At 72.7% G+C, this 17180-nt stretch carries 14 protein-coding genes; 8 read left to right on the forward strand and 6 right to left on the reverse strand.

Going from position 1 to position 17180, the window contains the following annotated elements; all coding sequences use genetic code 11:
• The first annotated feature begins 78 nt into the window (after nt 1–78).
• The 6 genes from OG302_RS35780 (at nt 79) to OG302_RS35805 (ending at nt 7882) form a co-directional block, all read left to right on the forward strand.
• A complete protein-coding gene (locus OG302_RS35780) occupies nt 79–1311 on the forward strand; it encodes an ROK family protein (protein ID WP_371530551.1) in 1233 nt (410 codons plus the stop codon).
• Nucleotides 1308–2882, forward strand: a complete 1575-nt coding sequence (locus tag OG302_RS35785) for a M81 family metallopeptidase (protein ID WP_371530552.1) — start codon at nt 1308–1310, stop codon at nt 2880–2882. Before OG302_RS35780 ends, OG302_RS35785 begins: the two co-directional genes overlap by 4 nt.
• A gap of 78 nt (nt 2883–2960) precedes the next feature.
• Nucleotides 2961–3791 carry a transporter substrate-binding domain-containing protein gene (locus OG302_RS35790; protein ID WP_371530553.1) on the forward strand — a complete coding sequence of 277 codons (831 nt, stop codon included), beginning with the start codon at nt 2961–2963 and terminating at the stop codon, nt 3789–3791.
• Nucleotides 3792–3854: 63 nt separating this feature from the next.
• Nucleotides 3855–5366, forward strand: a complete 1512-nt coding sequence (locus OG302_RS35795; protein WP_371530554.1) for a hypothetical protein — start codon at nt 3855–3857, stop codon at nt 5364–5366.
• Nucleotides 5367–5400: 34 nt separating this feature from the next.
• Nucleotides 5401–6471 carry a caspase domain-containing protein gene (locus tag OG302_RS35800; RefSeq protein WP_371530555.1) on the forward strand — a complete coding sequence of 357 codons (1071 nt, stop codon included), beginning with the start codon at nt 5401–5403 and terminating at the stop codon, nt 6469–6471.
• A gap of 58 nt (nt 6472–6529) precedes the next feature.
• On the forward strand, nt 6530–7882 hold the full coding sequence (locus tag OG302_RS35805; protein WP_371530556.1) for a hypothetical protein: 1353 nt from the start codon (nt 6530–6532) through the stop codon (nt 7880–7882).
• A gap of 298 nt (nt 7883–8180) precedes the next feature.
• Here OG302_RS35805 and OG302_RS35810 read toward each other — a convergent pair whose 3' ends face one another.
• From OG302_RS35810 to OG302_RS35825, 4 genes are all read right to left on the reverse strand, one after another.
• A complete protein-coding gene (locus OG302_RS35810) occupies nt 8181–8927 on the reverse strand; it encodes a BTAD domain-containing putative transcriptional regulator (RefSeq protein WP_371530557.1) in 747 nt (248 codons plus the stop codon).
• 126 nt (nt 8928–9053) lie between these two features.
• Entirely contained in the window at nt 9054–11885 is a 2832-nt protein-coding gene (locus OG302_RS35815) for an AAA family ATPase (RefSeq protein ID WP_371530558.1), read from the reverse strand.
• 155 nt (nt 11886–12040) lie between these two features.
• Nucleotides 12041–12256, reverse strand: coding sequence for a hypothetical protein (locus OG302_RS35820; RefSeq protein WP_371530559.1), 216 nt, complete (start codon nt 12254–12256; stop codon nt 12041–12043).
• A 166-nt stretch (nt 12257–12422) separates the two neighbouring features.
• Entirely contained in the window at nt 12423–13520 is a 1098-nt protein-coding gene (locus OG302_RS35825) for an NADH:flavin oxidoreductase/NADH oxidase (protein ID WP_371530560.1), read from the reverse strand.
• Between the two features lie 161 nt (nt 13521–13681).
• Here OG302_RS35825 and OG302_RS35830 point away from each other — a divergent pair, with 161 nt between their 5' ends.
• Entirely contained in the window at nt 13682–14047 is a 366-nt protein-coding gene (locus OG302_RS35830; protein ID WP_371530561.1) for an ArsR/SmtB family transcription factor, read from the forward strand.
• A 71-nt stretch (nt 14048–14118) separates the two neighbouring features.
• Here the strand turns inward: OG302_RS35830 and OG302_RS35835 are convergent, their stop codons facing one another.
• Nucleotides 14119–15468, reverse strand: coding sequence for an FAD-dependent oxidoreductase (locus tag OG302_RS35835; RefSeq protein ID WP_371530562.1), 1350 nt, complete (start codon nt 15466–15468; stop codon nt 14119–14121).
• A gap of 179 nt (nt 15469–15647) precedes the next feature.
• Here OG302_RS35835 and OG302_RS35840 point away from each other — a divergent pair, with 179 nt between their 5' ends.
• Entirely contained in the window at nt 15648–16115 is a 468-nt protein-coding gene (locus tag OG302_RS35840; RefSeq protein WP_371530563.1) for a DUF6214 family protein, read from the forward strand.
• Nucleotides 16116–16137: 22 nt separating this feature from the next.
• Here the strand turns inward: OG302_RS35840 and OG302_RS35845 are convergent, their stop codons facing one another.
• Entirely contained in the window at nt 16138–17067 is a 930-nt protein-coding gene (locus tag OG302_RS35845) for a LysR family transcriptional regulator (protein ID WP_371530564.1), read from the reverse strand.
• Nucleotides 17068–17180 lie beyond the last annotated feature (113 nt).

A 17180-nucleotide genomic window follows, 5' to 3' on the forward strand; every position in this document is an offset into this window, starting at 1 on the left:
AGAGCTTCGTTCGGCAAGAAGTCTCAAAATTGGGAGGGTCTGGCCAACTTGGTTTGAAGGGACTTAGTGTTCGTCCCGATGTCGAAAGAACTGATCGAAGCAACTGGGGGCGGCATGGCCGGAACACCGCACGGCGAACCGGGGTCGGCCCAGCACATCCTGCAGCTGGTTTCTTCGGGCGCCGCCTCCTCGCGGGCCGATCTCGTACGGGAGCTGGGGCTCGCCCCCTCCACGGTGTCGCTGCGGGTGCAGGAACTCGTCGCCGCCGGCGTGCTCACGGAATCCGGCGAGGGAGCGTCACGCGGTGGCCGCCGCCCCCGCCTCCTGCGCGTCCACGCACAGGGCGGCGTCGCCCTCGCCGCCGACCTCGGCAGCCACCACGCGCGCATCGGCGTCGTCGACCTCGGCGGCACCGTCCTGGACGCCGTCGACCTGCCGCACGACATCACCGCGGGGCCCGAGTCAGCCGTCGACTGGCTCTGCGGGCAGGTCGCCGAACTGGGCGCCCGGCAGCGCGAGTCGGGCCGCACCGTACGCGCCCTGGGTGTCGCCTTTCCCGGCCCCGTGCAGCCCGCCGAGGGCCGCGTCCTGAGCCCGTCCCGCATGCCCGGCTGGCACCGCTACCCGCTGCGCGACGTCCTCGCCGAACGCCTCGGCATCCCCGTCACCGTCGACAACGACGCCACGATGATGGCCGTCGGCGAACACCGCACCGCACGCCCCGGACTCGACCACATGGTCGTCGTCAAGGCGGGCCGCGGCATCGGCAGTGGTGTCATCGTGGCGGGCCGCCCGCACGACGGCGCGGGCGGCTCCGCGGGCGACATCAGCCACGTGCGCATCGAGGCGGCGGGCGACCGCCCGTGCAGCTGCGGCAACATCGGCTGCCTGGAGACCGTGGCGAGCGGCGCCGCGCTCATCCGCGAACTCGCTCAGCAGGGCGTAGAGGTGGCGGACACCACCGAGCTCCTGCGGCTCGTCGCCGACGGCGACCCGCAGGCCACCACCCTGGTCCGCACGGCGGGACGGCACATCGGCACGGTCCTCTCCGTCGTCGTGAACTTCTTCAACCCCCAGGCCGTCGCCCTCGGCGGCGTACTCGCCACCGCCGAACCGCTCGTCGCCGCCGTACGCGGTGTCCTCTACGAGCGCTGCCTGCCCCTGGCCACCGCGGACCTGGAGATCACCACCACCGTGACGGGCCGCGACGCCGGCCTCCTCGGCGCCGGACTCACCGCCCTGCGCCAGAACCTGCCGACCACCCCGGCCCCACAGGACCCGTCGTCCCAGGAAGAGAGCGTCCAAGCATGACCACCCCCGCATCGAACCAGCGCCGCCTGCGCATCGGCATCGGCGGCATCGGCATCGAGTCCTCCACCTTCTGCCCGCACCGCTCCACCACGGACGACTTCCGCCAGACCCGCGGCCAGGACCTCCTGGACCGCTACACCTGGACCCGGCCCGGATCGGACCTCGCGAACACGGTCGAATGGGTGCCGCTCCTGCACGCGACCTCGCTGCCCGGCGGTCCGGTCGAGGCCGAGTCGTACCTGATCCTCAAGGACGAACTGGTCACGCGCATACGGGAGGCGGGCCCCCTGGACGGTCTCGTCCACGACATCCATGGCGCGATGAGCGTCGTCGGCCTGACCGACGCCGAGGCCGACCTGACGGAAGCCGTCCGCGCCGCGCTCGACTCCGTCGGCACCCCCGACGGCGGCCGCCCCATGATGTCGACCGCCATGGACCTGCACGGCAACGTCTCGCGCCGGTTCGCCGAGCCCATCGACCTGCTCACCGCCCACCGCCTCGCCCCGCACGAAGACGCCTGGGAGACCCGCGAGCGCGCCGCACGCAACCTCGTACGCTGCCTGCGCGAGGGAGTCAGGCCGCACCGCGCCTGGGTGCAGGTGCCCGTGCTGCTGCCCGGCGAGAAGACCAGCACCCGCCTGGAGCCCGCCAAGTCGCTCTACGCCTCGCTCGCCGACATCGAGAAGCTGCCCGGCATCCTCGACGCCGCGATGTGGGTCGGCTACGCCTGGGCGGACGAACCGCGCTGCAAGGCCGCGATCGTCGTCACCGGCGACGACGCCGAACTGGCCGCCGCGGAGGCCGGGAAGCTGGCCCGCCGCTACTGGGACGCGCGTCGCGACTTCGTCTTCGTCGGCCCGACCGGCGGTGCCGAGGAGTGCGTCGCGAAGGCGGTGGCCTCGGAGAAGCGGCCCTTCCTGATCAGCGACTCCGGCGACAACCCCACGGCGGGCGGCGCGGGCGACCTCGCGTACATGCTGAGCAAGCTCCTGGAGAACGACTCCATCCGCTCCGGGAAGGTCACCGCCGTCCACCCCGGCATCACCGACCCGGTGGCCGTCGCCCGCTGCTTCGAGGCCGGAGTGGGTGCCGAGGTCACCCTGAGCGTGGGCGGCAAGGTCGACGCGAACCACGGTGGACCGTACGAACTCACCGGCACCGTCGTGGCGTTGCAGCGCGCGACCGAGCAGAAGGACCGCGCGGAAGGCGGCGCGTACGACCGGGGTGTCGACATGGCGGCGGTGCGCACCGGCGGAGTGACCGTGATCCTGGTCGAGCGCCGCAAGCCCTTCCACACCCTCGCGGACTTCATGGGCCCGGCGGACGGCGGCCTCGGCATCGACCCGCGCACCTTCGACCTCGTGGTCGTCAAGATCGGCTACCTGGAGCCCGAGCTCTACGACATGGCCGCCGACTGGCTCCTCGCCCTCACCCCGGGCGGCGTCGACCAGGACCTGCTGCGGCTCGGCCACCACCGGGTCGAGCGCCCGCTCTACCCGTTCGACGAGGACGCCCACGAAACCGGGGCGGGCCCGGACCTGACGGCGACCCAACTGGCGCCGCTCGCCTGATGAGAAGGGGCTTCACCGCCCAGATCGCTTCTGCGAAGGTGATCCCTTCGAGCCGCGAACCCGTCCGGAGGAGCCCCCGTGAAGCGTGCCGCCACCCTGTCCGCCCTGGTCTGTCTGCTCGCCGTCACGGCTGCCGCGCCCGCGTCGCCCGACACCGGGCGCGGCAAGGACCGCCACCACGGAAGCCTCCTCGATTCCGTGCCGAAGTCGGGCGTCCTGAAGGTGTGCACGACCGGCGACTACCGCCCCTTCACCCACCTCGACCCAGCCGACGGAACGTACAGCGGCGTGGACATCAAGATGGCCGAGGACCTGGCGAAGAGCCTCGACGCGAAGCCCTCGTACGTGCCGACGACCTGGGCGAACCTGACCAAGGACGTCGCGGCCGGCCGCTGCGACATCGCGGTCGGCGGCGTCTCCATCACCCTGCCCCGCGCCCGCCAGGTCTACTTCAGCGAGCCGACCCGCGAGGACGGCAAGACGCCGATCGTGCGCTGCGCCGACAAGGACGAGTTCGGCGAGGGCACGCTCAAGGACATCGACAAGCCGGGCACCACCGTCATCGTCAACCCCGGCGGCACGAACGAGCAGTTCGCGCGCGAGAACATCAAGCAGGCCGCCATCAAGCTGCACCCCGAGAACACCACGATCTTCCAGGAGATCGTCGCGGGCCGCGCGGATGTGATGATGACGGACGCCAGCGAGACCCGCTACCAGTCCAAGATCCACCCCGAGCTCTGCTCCCTCCACCCCGACAAGCCCTTCACCTTCTCGGAGAAGGCCTACGCGCTGCCGCGCGGGGACGAGCCGTTCAAGGAGTACGTCGACCAGTTCACGCACCTCGCGACGCACGACGGGACGTACGCGGGGTACGAGGCCGAGTGGATGGGTGCCCCCTCGGGTTCCTAGTCAGGGGTTTCCCTGAGATGGCCCCCGATGCCGGGGCGGTGGCGCCGCCCTACCTTCCTGGGCATGGCTTCCTTCCGTGAGCGGTGCATCCACACCCGGCAGGGTGGTCGGCTCGCCTCGACCACCACCGCCGACATCGACGAGCTCGTGGCCGGGCTCAAGGACCGGCCGCGCGTGGTGCTCCACTTCCACGGCGGGCTCATCGACGACACGCTGGGGTTCGCCACCGCCCACCGGCTCGCGCCCGTGTACGAGGCGGCGGGCGCCGACCCCGTCTTCTTCGTGTGGAGCAGCGGCCTCCTGGAGACCCTGCGGGGCAACCTGCCGCAGATCCTGAACGAGAGCGTCTTCAGGACGCTGCTCAACAGGGTCACTCGTTACGCCACGGGCCTGGTCTTCAAGGAGCCGGGGCAGCGTGCTCTCGGGGTGGTGGCCACTCCCACCCCGAGGGCCGTCCAAGCGGAACTCGCCCAGGTACGGGCGGGCCAGGAGCCCTACGCCCGGCTGAGCGCACCGCCGGACGTACCGCCGCTGAAGGAAACCGAGGAGCGGCAGATCGCCGCCGAACTCTCGGCGGACACCGAACTGGCCGAACGCACCCGGGAGATCGTGAACTCGGTGCTGCCACGGGCCGGGAGCAGCACCACAGAGCCGGTCGCCGCGGCGCGAGACGTCATCGGGGGGCGTGCCGCGGCGACCACACTGATGTCACCGGAGGTCGTGGCCGACCTCGTGGCCAGGGCGGGCACGGGGGAACGTGCCCTGGTGAGCACCGCGTTGATGGTGCGCAAGACCGTGCGCGTAGTGGCGGCCGTCGTCGGCCGCTACCGGCAGCGCAACGACCACGGGCTCTACCCGACGGTCGTCGAGGAGATCCTCCGTGAGTTCTACCTCGCCAACGTGGGCGCCGCGATCTGGGACGCGATGAAGCAGCAGACCGCGGACACCTTCGCCGCCGACGACGACGAGGTCCGCGCCGGGCGGTACTTCCTGGACCGGTTCGCCGAGCTGCTCTCCACGGGCACCCGCCCCCAGGTGACCGTGGTCGGCCACAGCGCGGGCGCCGTGTTCATCGGCAACCTGCTCGACGACCTCGTGCGCAGGCGTGCCGCCGCCGACGATCCCCTTCCGGCCGACTTCCGGCTGCGGGACGTGGTGCTCCTCGCGCCGGCCTGCACGGTGGCGCAGCTCGCACCCGTGGTCCGCCGCCAGTCCGAACTCTTCGACCGGCTGCGGATGTTCACCATGACCGACAGGGCGGAGCAGGCCGACCACCTGGTGCCGTTCCTGTATCCGAGGTCGCTGCTCTACTTCATCTCCGGGGTCCTGGAACGCGGGCCGTCCCTGCAGACCGCCGTCACGCCGGTCGCGGGCATGCAGCACTGGTACCTCGACCCCGCCGCCACGGGGCCCGACTCCGACGATTTGCGCGGCTTCCTGCGGGCGGACCCCGCGCGCACGGTGTGGTCGCCCGGGGACGGCGGCCCCGGCCTGCGCTCGGGGGCGCGGAGCCACATCGCGTTCGACGACGACCCGCAGGTCCTCGCGAGCGTGGCGGCGATGCTCGCGGACTGACGGCACGAGGACTGAACGTAGGGGGAGAAGTCCGATGAACGACCTGCACTACGCCGTGGTCGTCGGCATCAACCGTTATCCGGCCATCAGTGACCTGCAGGCCGCGCGGGGTGATGCGGTCCGGTTCCGGGACTGGCTCGTCGACCCGGGGGGAGGCGATGTGCCCGAAGGCAACGTCACGCTGGTGACCGCCACCGAGGAGCAGGAGCGCACCGCGGACTTCATGTGCGCCGTACCGACCAGAGAGAACGTCGACCAGGCGCTCTACCGGGCGAACACCGCGGTCCAGCGGGCCATAGAGGACCGGCCCGAGGAGGAATGGGAGGCGTCCAGGCAGCGCACCAGGCTCTACTTCTTCCTCGCGGGGCACGGCTTCATGACGCCGCCCAACAGCACCGCGCTGCTGATGGCCAACGCCGCGTTCGACCTGCTCGGCAATCACCTCGCGGTGGGCCAGTACCTGGACTGGTACGAGTCCTCGTCGCCGTTCCGCGAGATCGTCTGCTTCGCCGACTGCTGCCGTACGAGCAGCGGCAACGGTTCGATGTTCCCCTTCGGGCCGCCCTTCACCACCACGGTGGGCGCGCTGGAGAAGGTCGACTGCTTCGTCGGGTACGCCACTTCGCAGGGAGACCCGGCCTACGAGGAACAGAACGCCGACCCCGACCTGGCGCGCGGGCACTTCACGACCGCGCTCCTCGACGGTCTCGGCGGCCGCAGCGCCGACCGCAAGGGGCTCATCACCTCCGACAGCCTCGCGGACTACGTCGTACGGCATGTGGAGGACCGCACCAGACACCTGCTGGTCCCGCAGCAGCCCAGGTTCGTCAAGGGGAGCGCCCCGATGGTCTTCGCCCGTGACGTGGAGGACGGCATGCCGTCCGTGACGCTGTGCTTCCCGGACGGCTTCCGGGGCTGGGTGCAACTGCGCGGCGGTGACCCCGACGAGGAACCCCTGAGGCTGCTCGTCGACGACGGGGAACGCGTCGAGAGGCTCGCCCCGGGCCTGTACCGGGTGACGCCGGAGAGCTGGGCGGCGGACGACTTCCGCAACGGTGGATTCTTCGAGGTAATGACAGGCGGTGGGAATGGTGTCCAGCTCTGAGGAGCGGAGGCGCGCACGGGAAGAGCGGCGGCGCGTACGGAAGGAGACGGCGAAACACGTGCCGTTCGTCGTGATACCGGACACCCCGTCGGTCCTCGTCACCGTCACGGACTCCGCGTTCCGTGAGGTGGCGCACGCTATGGGCACCATCGACACCACGCTGCCGCCCGGCATCTACCGCATAGAGCAGCGGTTCGGCGGAGAGGTGGAGAGCCGGTTCGTCGAGGTCGGCACGGAACCGTTCGTCGAGCGGCTCGCGCTGCCCCGCATGCCCACGGCCACCCCGGTCGAGGGCACCCCCACGACCCGAGAGGACCATCGCGCGGCCGCGATGCGCTGGAGCACCGAGGCGACGCACGGCGGGGGCCCGCCGACCCTGATGGTCCTCGTCCGGAACCTGCGCAGGGGCTGGCAGCTCGACCCGTTCGCCCTGGAGATCGCCGACGAGCACGGTCGGCCCGTGGACGGCGGTGCCGGTGGCTGGGAGCCGTCCGGCGGCCAGGAGTGGTCGGCCTGGAGCGGCGAACTGCCGCCCGGCGGCTACCGGTTGAGGACCCGCAGGCAGCCCGCCGACGGGCTGCCCCTCGCGCAGGCGCTGCACGTGCTCGACGGATGGACGACCCTGGTGTTCGTGAGCAACGGACCCCAGGGCCCGCAACCGCAGTTCGCCTCGATCCAGATGGTGCCCCACGGCGTCGGCTGGCAGCCGACGGACCGCACCCCGGACCTAGCCATGGAGGCCGCGCTCTCCGGGCTCCGGCAGGGCATCGACCTCGTGTCGACGCGGCAGCTGCTCGGCCTGCTCGACGCGCGGAACGTCAATCCCTTCCTCGGCATCATCGGCGCCCATGCCCTGCTGCTGCACCAGAACCCCGACCTGGGGCGGATCGGCAGCCTCCTGGAGCGGCTCGTCCACTACGCCCCCGTCCAGCCGGACATCGCCGCGCTGTGCACCCTGCTCGACGAGCCGGTGCCGCCGGTCGCGTCACCGCCCATGCTCGCGGCCTCCTGCCGCCTCCTGGTCCGGGCGGACTCGGCCGACCCCGGGATCCTCCAGGACGGTTCGGTGGCCGAGAGCGCGGCGGGACACCTGGTCGGGCGCGGCGTCTGGACGACCTGGCTCGAACAGGAGCCCCGGCCGGGCATCGCGGCACGCGCCGGCATCGTCCCGCCTGTGGCGGGGAACGCCGGTGCGGCGGTGCGGTCCCGGGCCGCCGATCCGGTCGACCGGGTCCAGCGCTACGTGTGGGAGATCGCGAGCGTCGAGGACAAGAGCGTCGACGACGTACTGAGCAGCATGGAGCCGAAGGACCTGTCGCGCAGGACCGGGCTGCCGCACAAGGCGGTCGACACGGCCATCAAGGAGCTCAGGAGCCCACACGACGGGCCCGCGCACCCGCAGGGGGAATGACCGGGGGGAACGGCGACGGCCGGGAGGCACAGTGCCTCCCGGCCGCCGCCGGGTCCGACGTCCCTGCCCCCGTTGCCGCGCTCGGCACCCCCGTGACCGTGCGTGGCGGAACGTCGGTGGCCTGCCGGCCGCGTCCCCCAACGCGGCCGGCAGGGGTGGGTGGATCGACCTGCGGCCCGTGCGCCCCCGAGCGCGCACGGACGGACAGGCCGGCGGTGACGTGGTGGTGCGTCACCCGTTCTTGAGGAACCCCCGCGGTCCCGTTCACCATGGCTGCCCCGCCTCCCCGTAACGCCCGTCAGGTCAGCGCGCGCCGCACCATCGTGCGGAACTGCTCCGAGGGTTCGATGCCGAGCTCCGTGCGGAGCAGCCCGCGGAACGCCTTGAAGTGGCGTACCGCCTCCGCGAGGTTGTTCTCGGCGAGGTGCACCGTCACGACCGCACGGTGCGCGCTCTCGCGCAGCGGATCGATCCGGGTGCTCTCCAGCGCGGCCTCCAGGGCGGGGGCGTACTGCTCGCGCACGACGAGCCGCGCCGAGAGGGCCTCCAGCGCGTGCAGCCGCAGCTGGTGCAGCCGCTCGCGCTCGAACACCACCCAGTCCTGGTGCCAGCCGGGCAGCAGCTCACCCATGCCCATCAGCGCGGAGCACGCGGCCCCGGTTCCCTCGGCCGGGGCCGCGAGTATGTGGTGTGCCGTGGCGGTGAAGTCCTGGATGTCGAGCCGGACGCACCGGCTGAGCGCGAGCACCCCGGGCCGAGGGGCGCCGACGGCCGAACTCGCGTCGTTCAGACGCCAGATGGCGGTACGGAGGCAGGCCCGCGCACGCTCCTCGGTGACGTCGGGCCACAGGGTCCCCGCGAGCGCCGACCGGGTCACGGGGCCGCGGAGCCCGAGGAGTGCGAGCAGCTGCTGCCCGCTGGCGGACACGTCGACCTGCCCGCCGCCGTCGCCCTCGCCGCGGCTGAGGTGAAATCCCCCAAGCAGCCGCAGACGCAGGGCAGGTGGCGCGTCGCCGCGTACCCCCGGACGGTCCGTGACAGCCATCTGAACACCCCCAGTTGTGCATCCCATCCCCTGACCAGGCAAGAAACTACGCCGGGCGCGGCAGGGGTGCCTCAGGGAACCGCCCAGGGATAACCCCGGTGTGCCGGGGCTCCGGCCAGGGGAGGGCTAGGAGGACGTGCGCCGGTCCTGGGGGGCGAAGTGGTGCACGAGCCCGATCCGCGAGGTGATGCCGAGCTTCGTGTACGTGTGGCCCAGGTGGTACTCGATGGTCTTGACGCTCAGCGCGAGCGCGGTGGCGATCTGCCGGTTGGTGAAGCCCTGTGACGCGAGGCGCGCGACGGCCAGCTCCTGCGGGGTGAGCCCTTCGGCGGCGGAGCCGGCGTCCGCCGCGTCGTGCGCGGGCCGCGGTGGCGCCGCACGCCCGCAGGCGTCCAACTCCCTTTCGCACCGGGCGAGATAGGGCGCGGCGTCCAGTTGGCTCATCGTCGTGTACGCCGCCTGCAGCTGGGCCACGGCGACCGAGCGCCGGCCGATCCTGCGCAGGAACGCCCCGTGGTCGAGCTGGACCCGGGCGCGGCCGAACGGGGAGGGGAGCTGCGCCGCCTGGTCGTGCGCACGCAGGTACGACGCCTGGGCGCGGTCCGTCTCCCGGTGCGCCGCGTGCAGATTGCCGCGCACCCGTGCCGCGGCGGACAGCGCCCCGTGCTGCCCGCGGGCCTGTGCCCGCTCCTCGAAGGGCAGCAGGACCGCCTCGGCCTCCGCCAGCTCACCGAGCTGGATCAGCGCGTCGACCAGGAGCTCACGCCAGGACACCACGCCCGGTTCGTTCACCCCGTCGTGCGTGGCGAAGCCCAGGAGCGGCCGCAGCGCTTCGACGACCCGCTCCGGCTCGGCGCGGGCCTCGGCGTAGGCCCCGTGCGCCGTCGCCGCGTACGCGTAGGCGAGGGCGGTCTCGTCGCAGCCCGGCGCGTCCAGGGCCAGCCGCAGGTGCACCGACGCGCGGTCCCAGGTGCCGCGGGCCGAGAGGATCCAGCTCGCGATGGCGTGCGTGACGGGCTTCAGCCACGACTGCTCGGTGTCGTCCGCTATCGAGGCGGACGCCTCGGCGTGGATCAGCGCCTCGTCCCAGTCGCCGAGCCGGTGAAGGGTCTGGGCGAGCGCGGACGCCGAGAGCAGCCGCAACGGCACCGTTCCCCTGCGGCAGTTGGCCACGGCACCCTGCAAGTCGGCACGCGCGCCCAGCAGATCGTCCGACCAGAGCCTCAACTGACCGCGTGCGAGGAGCAGATCGATGCTCGCGGGCGGGACGAGGAGCGGATCGGGAAGGTCACCGGCGAGTTCGATGCCCTTCTTGGCGAACCCGCTGAGGCCCAGCGCGAGGAGGTGGTTGAAGCGCAGCATCCGGCTCGGCCCCTGGAGGGTGGAGAGCCGCTGGGCGCGCTCCGCCCACTGGGCGGCATCGGATGAGCGCCCGCGCATCACGGCGGCATAGCTCAGCTGCTCGGCCGCGCGCGCCGCCAAGGAGGGATCGCTCTCGTGGTCGCACTGGTTCCACGCGTCGACGAGCAGCGTCTGCGCCTGCTCCATGCGGCCCTGGACGCGCGCCACATAGCCGCGTACGTAGCCGCGCAACGCCGGGTTGGCGCCGGCCGGAAGACCCGCCGCGAGCTCGGCCGACTCGTGCACACGGCCGTCGAGCAGCAGGGCCTCGACCGCCTCGACGGCGAGCCGGTCGCGCTCCAGGTCGGTCGTCGCCACCCGTGAGGCGTGCCTCAGATGGGTGCCGGCCACCGCCCACTGCCCGGTGGCCGCCTCACGCCGCGCGCAGGCGGCGAGGGCGGCGGCGAGATGCTCGTCGGGGCCCGTGGCGGCCAGCACACGGTGGCGCAGGCTCGCGTAGTCGTCCTCGACCAGGGCGGCGGCCCGCGTGTGCAGATCGGCCCGGTGCGCGGGGCCGATGTCCTGGTAGACCGCGGCATGGACGAGGGGGTGCGGGAAGGCGATCTCGGGCGCGGCGCCCGGGTGTGTCTCCTTCAACAGCCCTGCCTTGACGGCGCGTTCGAGCGCGGGAAGCGGTGCGGTGACGCGCGCGAGGGAGGCCGCCACGATCAGCGGGCAGGAGAGCCCGAGCACGCTGACCGCCTGGACGAGCCGCAGCGCCTGGGGCCCGCACTCCGCGAGGTTGGCGAGCACCAGCATGGCGTACGAACGGGGCGCGGGCAGCGGTGTGGTGACGTCCCGCAGGACGTGCGCGGGCACCTGGTCGAGGAGCGCGCGGGCGTGCAGCGGATTGCCGTGCGTGTGGTCCCGCAGACGTACGGACGCGGAGTGCGGGAGCCGGTTGCCGCCCATCTGTGCGCTGAGGGAGCCCAGTTCGTCCGGCGTGAGCCCGTGCAGCGGGATGCGCCGGGTACGGACGTCGGCCAGCAGCCTGCGGATACCCTCCGGCAGCTGGGGCGCCTGCGGGTCCCTCGCGGTCACGATCGCGAGGACCTTGTCGACGCGCAGCCGCCGCAGCGCGAACGTCAGCGCGTTCAGGGACGCGGAGTCGGCCCAGTGGGCGTCGTCGAGCACCAGGATGACCGGCCCCTTGTCCTGCAGCTCGCTCAGCAGGTCGAGCAGTCCGAAGCCGGCCGCGAGCGGCGGCAGGGTGCCGGGCGCCGAGCGCGGCGTGCGGACCAGGGAGCCCAGGCAGTCCGGCAGCGGGATCGGGCTCTGGCCGACGAACTGGGCGAGCACCCCGCAGGGCAGCGCGCTCTCGTTCTCGTCGCCGCTGGCCTGGAGCACGCAGGCGTCGCCCGCGGTGTCCAGGAACCTGCGCACCAGTGCCGACTTGCCGATACCGCCGGGCCCGTCGATCAGGACGAGGCGCGGCGCACCCTCGCGCGCCTGGCGGAACTCCTCCTGGAGCGCCGCGAGTTCGCGTGTACGGCCGGAGAACGCCTCATGGGGCGCCGGTGCGTGGACATGGCTGTTCAGAATGTCGCCGGACGTCATCACCGCCCCCACATGTCGGCACCCGGTACGGGACCCACGACTGTGACGGTGACCCGTGCCGGGCGCATGGCCCTGAACGTCCACGATGATGCCGAAACCGCTCTCGGTACAAGCCGATTCCCCACACCCGGGGAGCCGGTTCGCGCGAGGCGGCATCAGGCGTCACAGGAGTCGTCCCCCGCCGCGCAAGCGCGTTCTCCGGGCTCCGTGGACGCGGGGTCCGGTGGTGGTTCGAGCAGCGAGAGCAGTTCGAGCCAGCCATGAAACGGCGTGCGGTGGCCCGGGCCCCCGTCCGCTTCAGCGCAGCCCTCACCCACCACATTGCCGTGCACGCCCCCGGGGGAGCGGAACACCTCGATGACGTAGCGCACAACGCCCTCCCGAGGGCCGGTACGGGCCCCGAACCGTGACACATCGCGACAGCGCCACGGTACGAACCCCGGCCCGGCCGTCGCTTCGGGGAGTCACCTAGGGATGACCCCAGTCCCCGACCCTTGGCCAAGGCTGCTGCGGCGAAGTGGGCCCGGCCCGTGGGGCTCAGACCATCCGGTGGTACTGCTGGGGCGTGGCGACATCGCCGCCGAGGTCGTTCGCGGCGTGGCGGGCCCACGAGGGGTTGCGCAGGAGTTCGCGGCCCAGGAGCACGGCGTCGGCCTCGCCGTTGGCGAGGATCTTCGTGGCCTGCCCGGGGTCCGTGATCATGCCGACGGCCGCCACGGGGAGCGACGTCTCCGCCTTCACCCGCGCGGCGAACGGGACCTGGTAGCCGGGGCCCGCCTCGATGCGCGCCCGCGGGGCGTTGCCGCCGGTGGAGACGTCCAGGAGGTCCACGCCGTGGGCGTGCAGTTCCTTCGCGAGCCGGACCGTGTCGTCGGCCGTCCAGCCCTCCCGCTCGTCCTCGGGGTTCTCCGTCAGCCAGTCGGTCGCGGAGATCCGGAAGAAGAGGGGCAGCTCCTCGGGCCACACGGCGCGGACGGCGTCGACGACCTCAAGGGCGAGCCGGGTGCGGTTCTCGAAGGAGCCGCCGTACTCGTCCGTGCGGTGGTTGGAGAACGGCGAGAGGAACTCGCCGATGAGGTAGCCGTGGGCGCCGTGGATCTCGACCACCTGGAAGCCGGCGTCCAGCGCGCGCCGGGCCGCGTCGGCGAACTGGCCGACGACGTCGCGGATCTCCTCCGTGCTGAGTTCGTGCGGCAGGTGGTGGCCCTCGTCGAAGGGGAGCGCGCTGGGCGCCAGCGGCTGCCAGCCGCCTTCCTCCTGGCCGACGGGTCCGCCGCCCTTCCAGGGGCGCTCGGTGGACGCCTTGCGGCCCGCGTGGGCGATCTGGATGCCCGGAGTGGTGCCCTGGGTCTTCAGGAAGCCGGTGATGCGACGGAACGCCTCGACCTGCGTGTCGTTCCATATCCCGAGGTCCGCGGGGCTGATGCGGCCCTCGGGGCTCACGGCCGTCGCCTCGACGAGGATCAGGCCGGTGCCGCCCGTGGCGCGCGCCCCGTAGTGGGCGAAGTGCCAGTCGTTGGCCACACCCGCGTTCGGCCCGAACACCTCGGCCGAGTACTGGCACATCGGCGCCATCCACACACGGTTGGGGACGGTCAGCGATCGCAGGGTGTAGGGCTCGAACAGCGCGCTCACGGCGGGCTCCATTCGTCATGGGCTTCGGTACGGCTCGTACGATAGACCTCGTAGTACGGCAGATGTCAAACTACGATGACTCTCGTACTATGGAGGCCTTCGAGAAGACGTGGAGCCCGGACCCGGGGCCCAGACGTGAAGCCGGACGAAGTGGAGCCGTCATGACGACCGCCGCACCGATCAGCAGCCGTGCGCTCGACCATCCGGCGCGTACGGAGATCCGGCTGGAGGGCGTGCTCCACGCGCTGTCGGACCCGATGCGCCTGCGCGTCGTGCGGCAGTTGGCCGGGTGCGAGCCCGGCCTCGACGGGCTCTCCTGCTCGCAGATCGACCTGCCCGTCACGAAGTCCACGAGCACCCACCACTTCAGGGTGCTGCGGGAGAGTGGCGTGATCCAGCAGATCTACCGAGGCACGGCCAAACTGAACGGCTTGCGCCGGGAGGACCTGGACGCACTGTTCCCGGGCCTTCTGGACAGCGTCCTCGCGGCGGCCACCAAACAGGCCGAGCGGACGAGCGCCCCGTAGGACGGCCCGTCAGGGGCGCGGGAAACCGCGCGCCCAGCCCTCACGGACCCGCAGACGAAGCACGCCCCAGGTCACTGCTCGCCGCCCCGCGCGGCGGCAAGCAGCCCCGGCCAGTCCGGGATCTTCACCGGCCCCCGGCCCAGGGACACGCCGAGCGCCGCCTCCGCACGCTCGATCGACTGCCAGCCCCGCCACTCGACGGGGTGCAGCCCGGCGTCACGCAAGGCGGCCAGCGGATCCTCTGGCACCCCCTTCCGTACGAGGGCGGGGGCATCCTCCAGCAGTGAGAGCGCCGTCTCCTTGGCGCACGGGCGGTTGGTCCCGATGACGCCCGTCGGCCCCCGCTTGATCCAGCCCGCCACATACTCGCCGGGCGACGCGGCGCCCTCCCGCAGCACCCGCCCCGCCGCATGCGGCACCGTGCCGAGCGCGGGGTCGAACGGCAGCCCGTCGATGGGCACCCCGCGGTAGCCGACCGAGCGCAGGACGAGCTGCCCCGCGACGTCCTCGTACCGCCCGGAACCCGTCACTCCGCCGAGGCCGTCCGGCAGCGTCCGCTCGAACCGCACCCCGCCCACGCGCCCCGACGCCTCCAGTACGGCCACCGGACGCAGGAAGAAGCGGAGCCGGATGCTGCGCGGCAGGCGCTGCGGAGGTCGCTCGGCCCAGCCGCGCATCACCTCGATGTTGCGGCGGCCCGCCGCGGGCAGGCCGGAGGGGTCGGCGTACGCGGGATCGAGCGCCAACTCCGCGGGATCCACGATCACTTCGGTGTTCGGGAGCGAGCCGAGCTCGCGCAGCTCCTTGGTGGTGAAGCGGGCCTGCGAAGGGCCGCGCCGCCCCACCATGTGGACCTCGCGCACGCGGCTCCCGGCCAGCACGCCGAGCGCCGCCTGCGGCATGTCGGTGGGCCGCAGCTCGGCCGCGCCGCGCGCCAGCATCCGGGCGACGTCCACCGCGACGTTCCCGACGCCGATGACCACGGCGGACTCCACGCCACCGATGAATCCGTCAGCAGTCGTGTCCGGGTGCGCGCTGTACCAGGACACGAACTCCGTGGCCGAATAGCTGCCCGGCAGGTCCTCGCCCGGCACGCCCAGCTTGCGGTCCGCCGCCGCGCCCACGCAGTAGACCACCGCGTGGTAGAGGTCGAGCAGCCGCGCCGTGGGAAAGCCGCCGGGGCCGATCTCGATGCCGCCGAGGAAGCGGACACGGTCGTGTTCGAGGACCGTGCGCAGGTTGTTCTGGAGGGACTTGATCTTCTCGTGGTCGGGCGCCACGCCGTAGCGGACGAGGCCGTAGGGGCAGGGCAGCCGGTCGATGACGTCGACGCGCACCCCCGGCACCTGGTCCTGCTGGACGAGGGACTGCGCGGTGTAGACCCCGCTCGGGCCCGATCCGACGACGGCGACCTGCAGCACGGCGGTGCTCCTTCCGCGAGGCGGCCTCGGGGGATGCCTTCAGCATGGCACCCGCGTGCGTGAAGGGGGAGACGCCGTGAGGGGCGCGTTGACCCGGGTGTCCCGCTCCAGGGCCGGGCGCCGCGCGGGTTCTGCGTGCCGTTCGTGACCTAATGCGATCGCACGGCTACCTTTTGATTGTGCTTGAGAGCCCCTTTCTTGGCGTTTCTGATCACTATCGACCGAATGCTGCTGGCTCGCCCTCATTCTCACCCCCGCCCCCGCCCCCGTCCTCGCCCTCGTTCCACGTACGGCTGACCTTCGGTGACGGAGCCGCCGTCGACGCACGGGCCGTGGTGTCCGAAGGGCGGATCACCCTGGAGGGCCTGCACGCCCGTCCGGCCCGATCCGAGCAGGCGCACACGCCTCCGCGGCTGGATCCGCTCCCGCAGGACCCGCCTCCCGCACGGCGCGCCCGCCCGTCATGGCCCCGCGGGCGCGAGGGGCGGCTGATGGTGGCTCAGGAGTACCGCGCGGCGCAGGCCGAGGGGCGGGATCCCGTGCTCGCGGTGATGCAGGCGACCGGCCGCAGCCGCCGCAGGTCCCTGAAGCTCATCGCGTCCGCCCGGGACGCGGGCGCCCTGCCCGCACGCCACAACCGCCGCTAGGGCCTCCCGGCCGCCGCGCCGCTCACCACGCCCAGGCCGGTGTCCACGTCCCGGCGTCGCCGTGGCCGGGCCGCGCGGCGGCGAGGTGGTCGCGCAGGGCGGTGAGCGCGGGGTGCGGGTTGTCCCGGCGCCAGATCAGCGAGTGCGGGTAGACCGGCGTCGGGCCGTGCACCGCGACGCGCCGCAGGTCGTCTTCGGCGGGCCAGATGAGGCGGGTCCGTTCGCCGACGAAGGTCGCGAGGACGGCGGACCCGGCGATCGTGTCGAGGAGCGGCTCCGTCCCGAAGTCCGGCCCCGTCGCCTCGATGCTGATCCCGAACGCGGCGGCGAGCGCCTCGTAGTAGGCGGCCCACTCGGTACCGGCGACGAGGCCGGGCATCCAGATCCGGTGCCCGGCGAGCTGCGCGGGGGTCACCTCGGGGGCGGCCGCGAACGGGTGGGCGGGCCCGGTGAGGAGCTGCACGCGCTCGTCGAAGACCCGGGCGGCCTCGATGCCCTCGGGCAGCTCCCGCGCGGGCCCGGTGAGGGCGCGGAAGGACGCGTCGATCGTGCCCGAGCGGACGGCGGCCAGGGCCGCGTCGGCGTCGAAGAGCGTCACGACGTCGAGCTCGGTCCCGGGATGCGCCCGGCGGAAGCCGCTCAGCAGCCCCGCGGGCGCGAGCCGCCGCCCGATCACGTCTACGCGCAGCGCCCGGCGGCCGGGCCGCACCGACGCCGCCGCCCGCTCCTCGGCCCGCAGGAGATCACGGGCGTGCGGCAGGAACGCCTGCCCGTCGACGGTGAGCCGGACTCCGCGCGCGCCACGGGTGAACAGCCGCACGCCGAGACCCTTCTCCAGCGCGGCGACACGCTTGGAGACGGCCTGCTGGGTCACCCCGAGCGCACCGGCGGCCGCCTGGAACTGCCCGGCGTCCGCGACGGCGGCGAAGGTGCGCACGGCATGAAGATCCACGCAGGTCATCCTAGGAGCACAACCGGTGGTTGTGGCTGCCCGGCCGCCGCGGTTGTTTGACCTGCGGACCCGTCGCCGGTTTGGATGCCGCAGGTCGATCGGGACGGTTCGAG

The sequence above is a fragment of the Streptomyces sp. NBC_01283 genome (assembly GCF_041435335.1).
Taxonomy (GTDB): Bacteria; Actinomycetota; Actinomycetes; order Streptomycetales; family Streptomycetaceae; genus Streptomyces.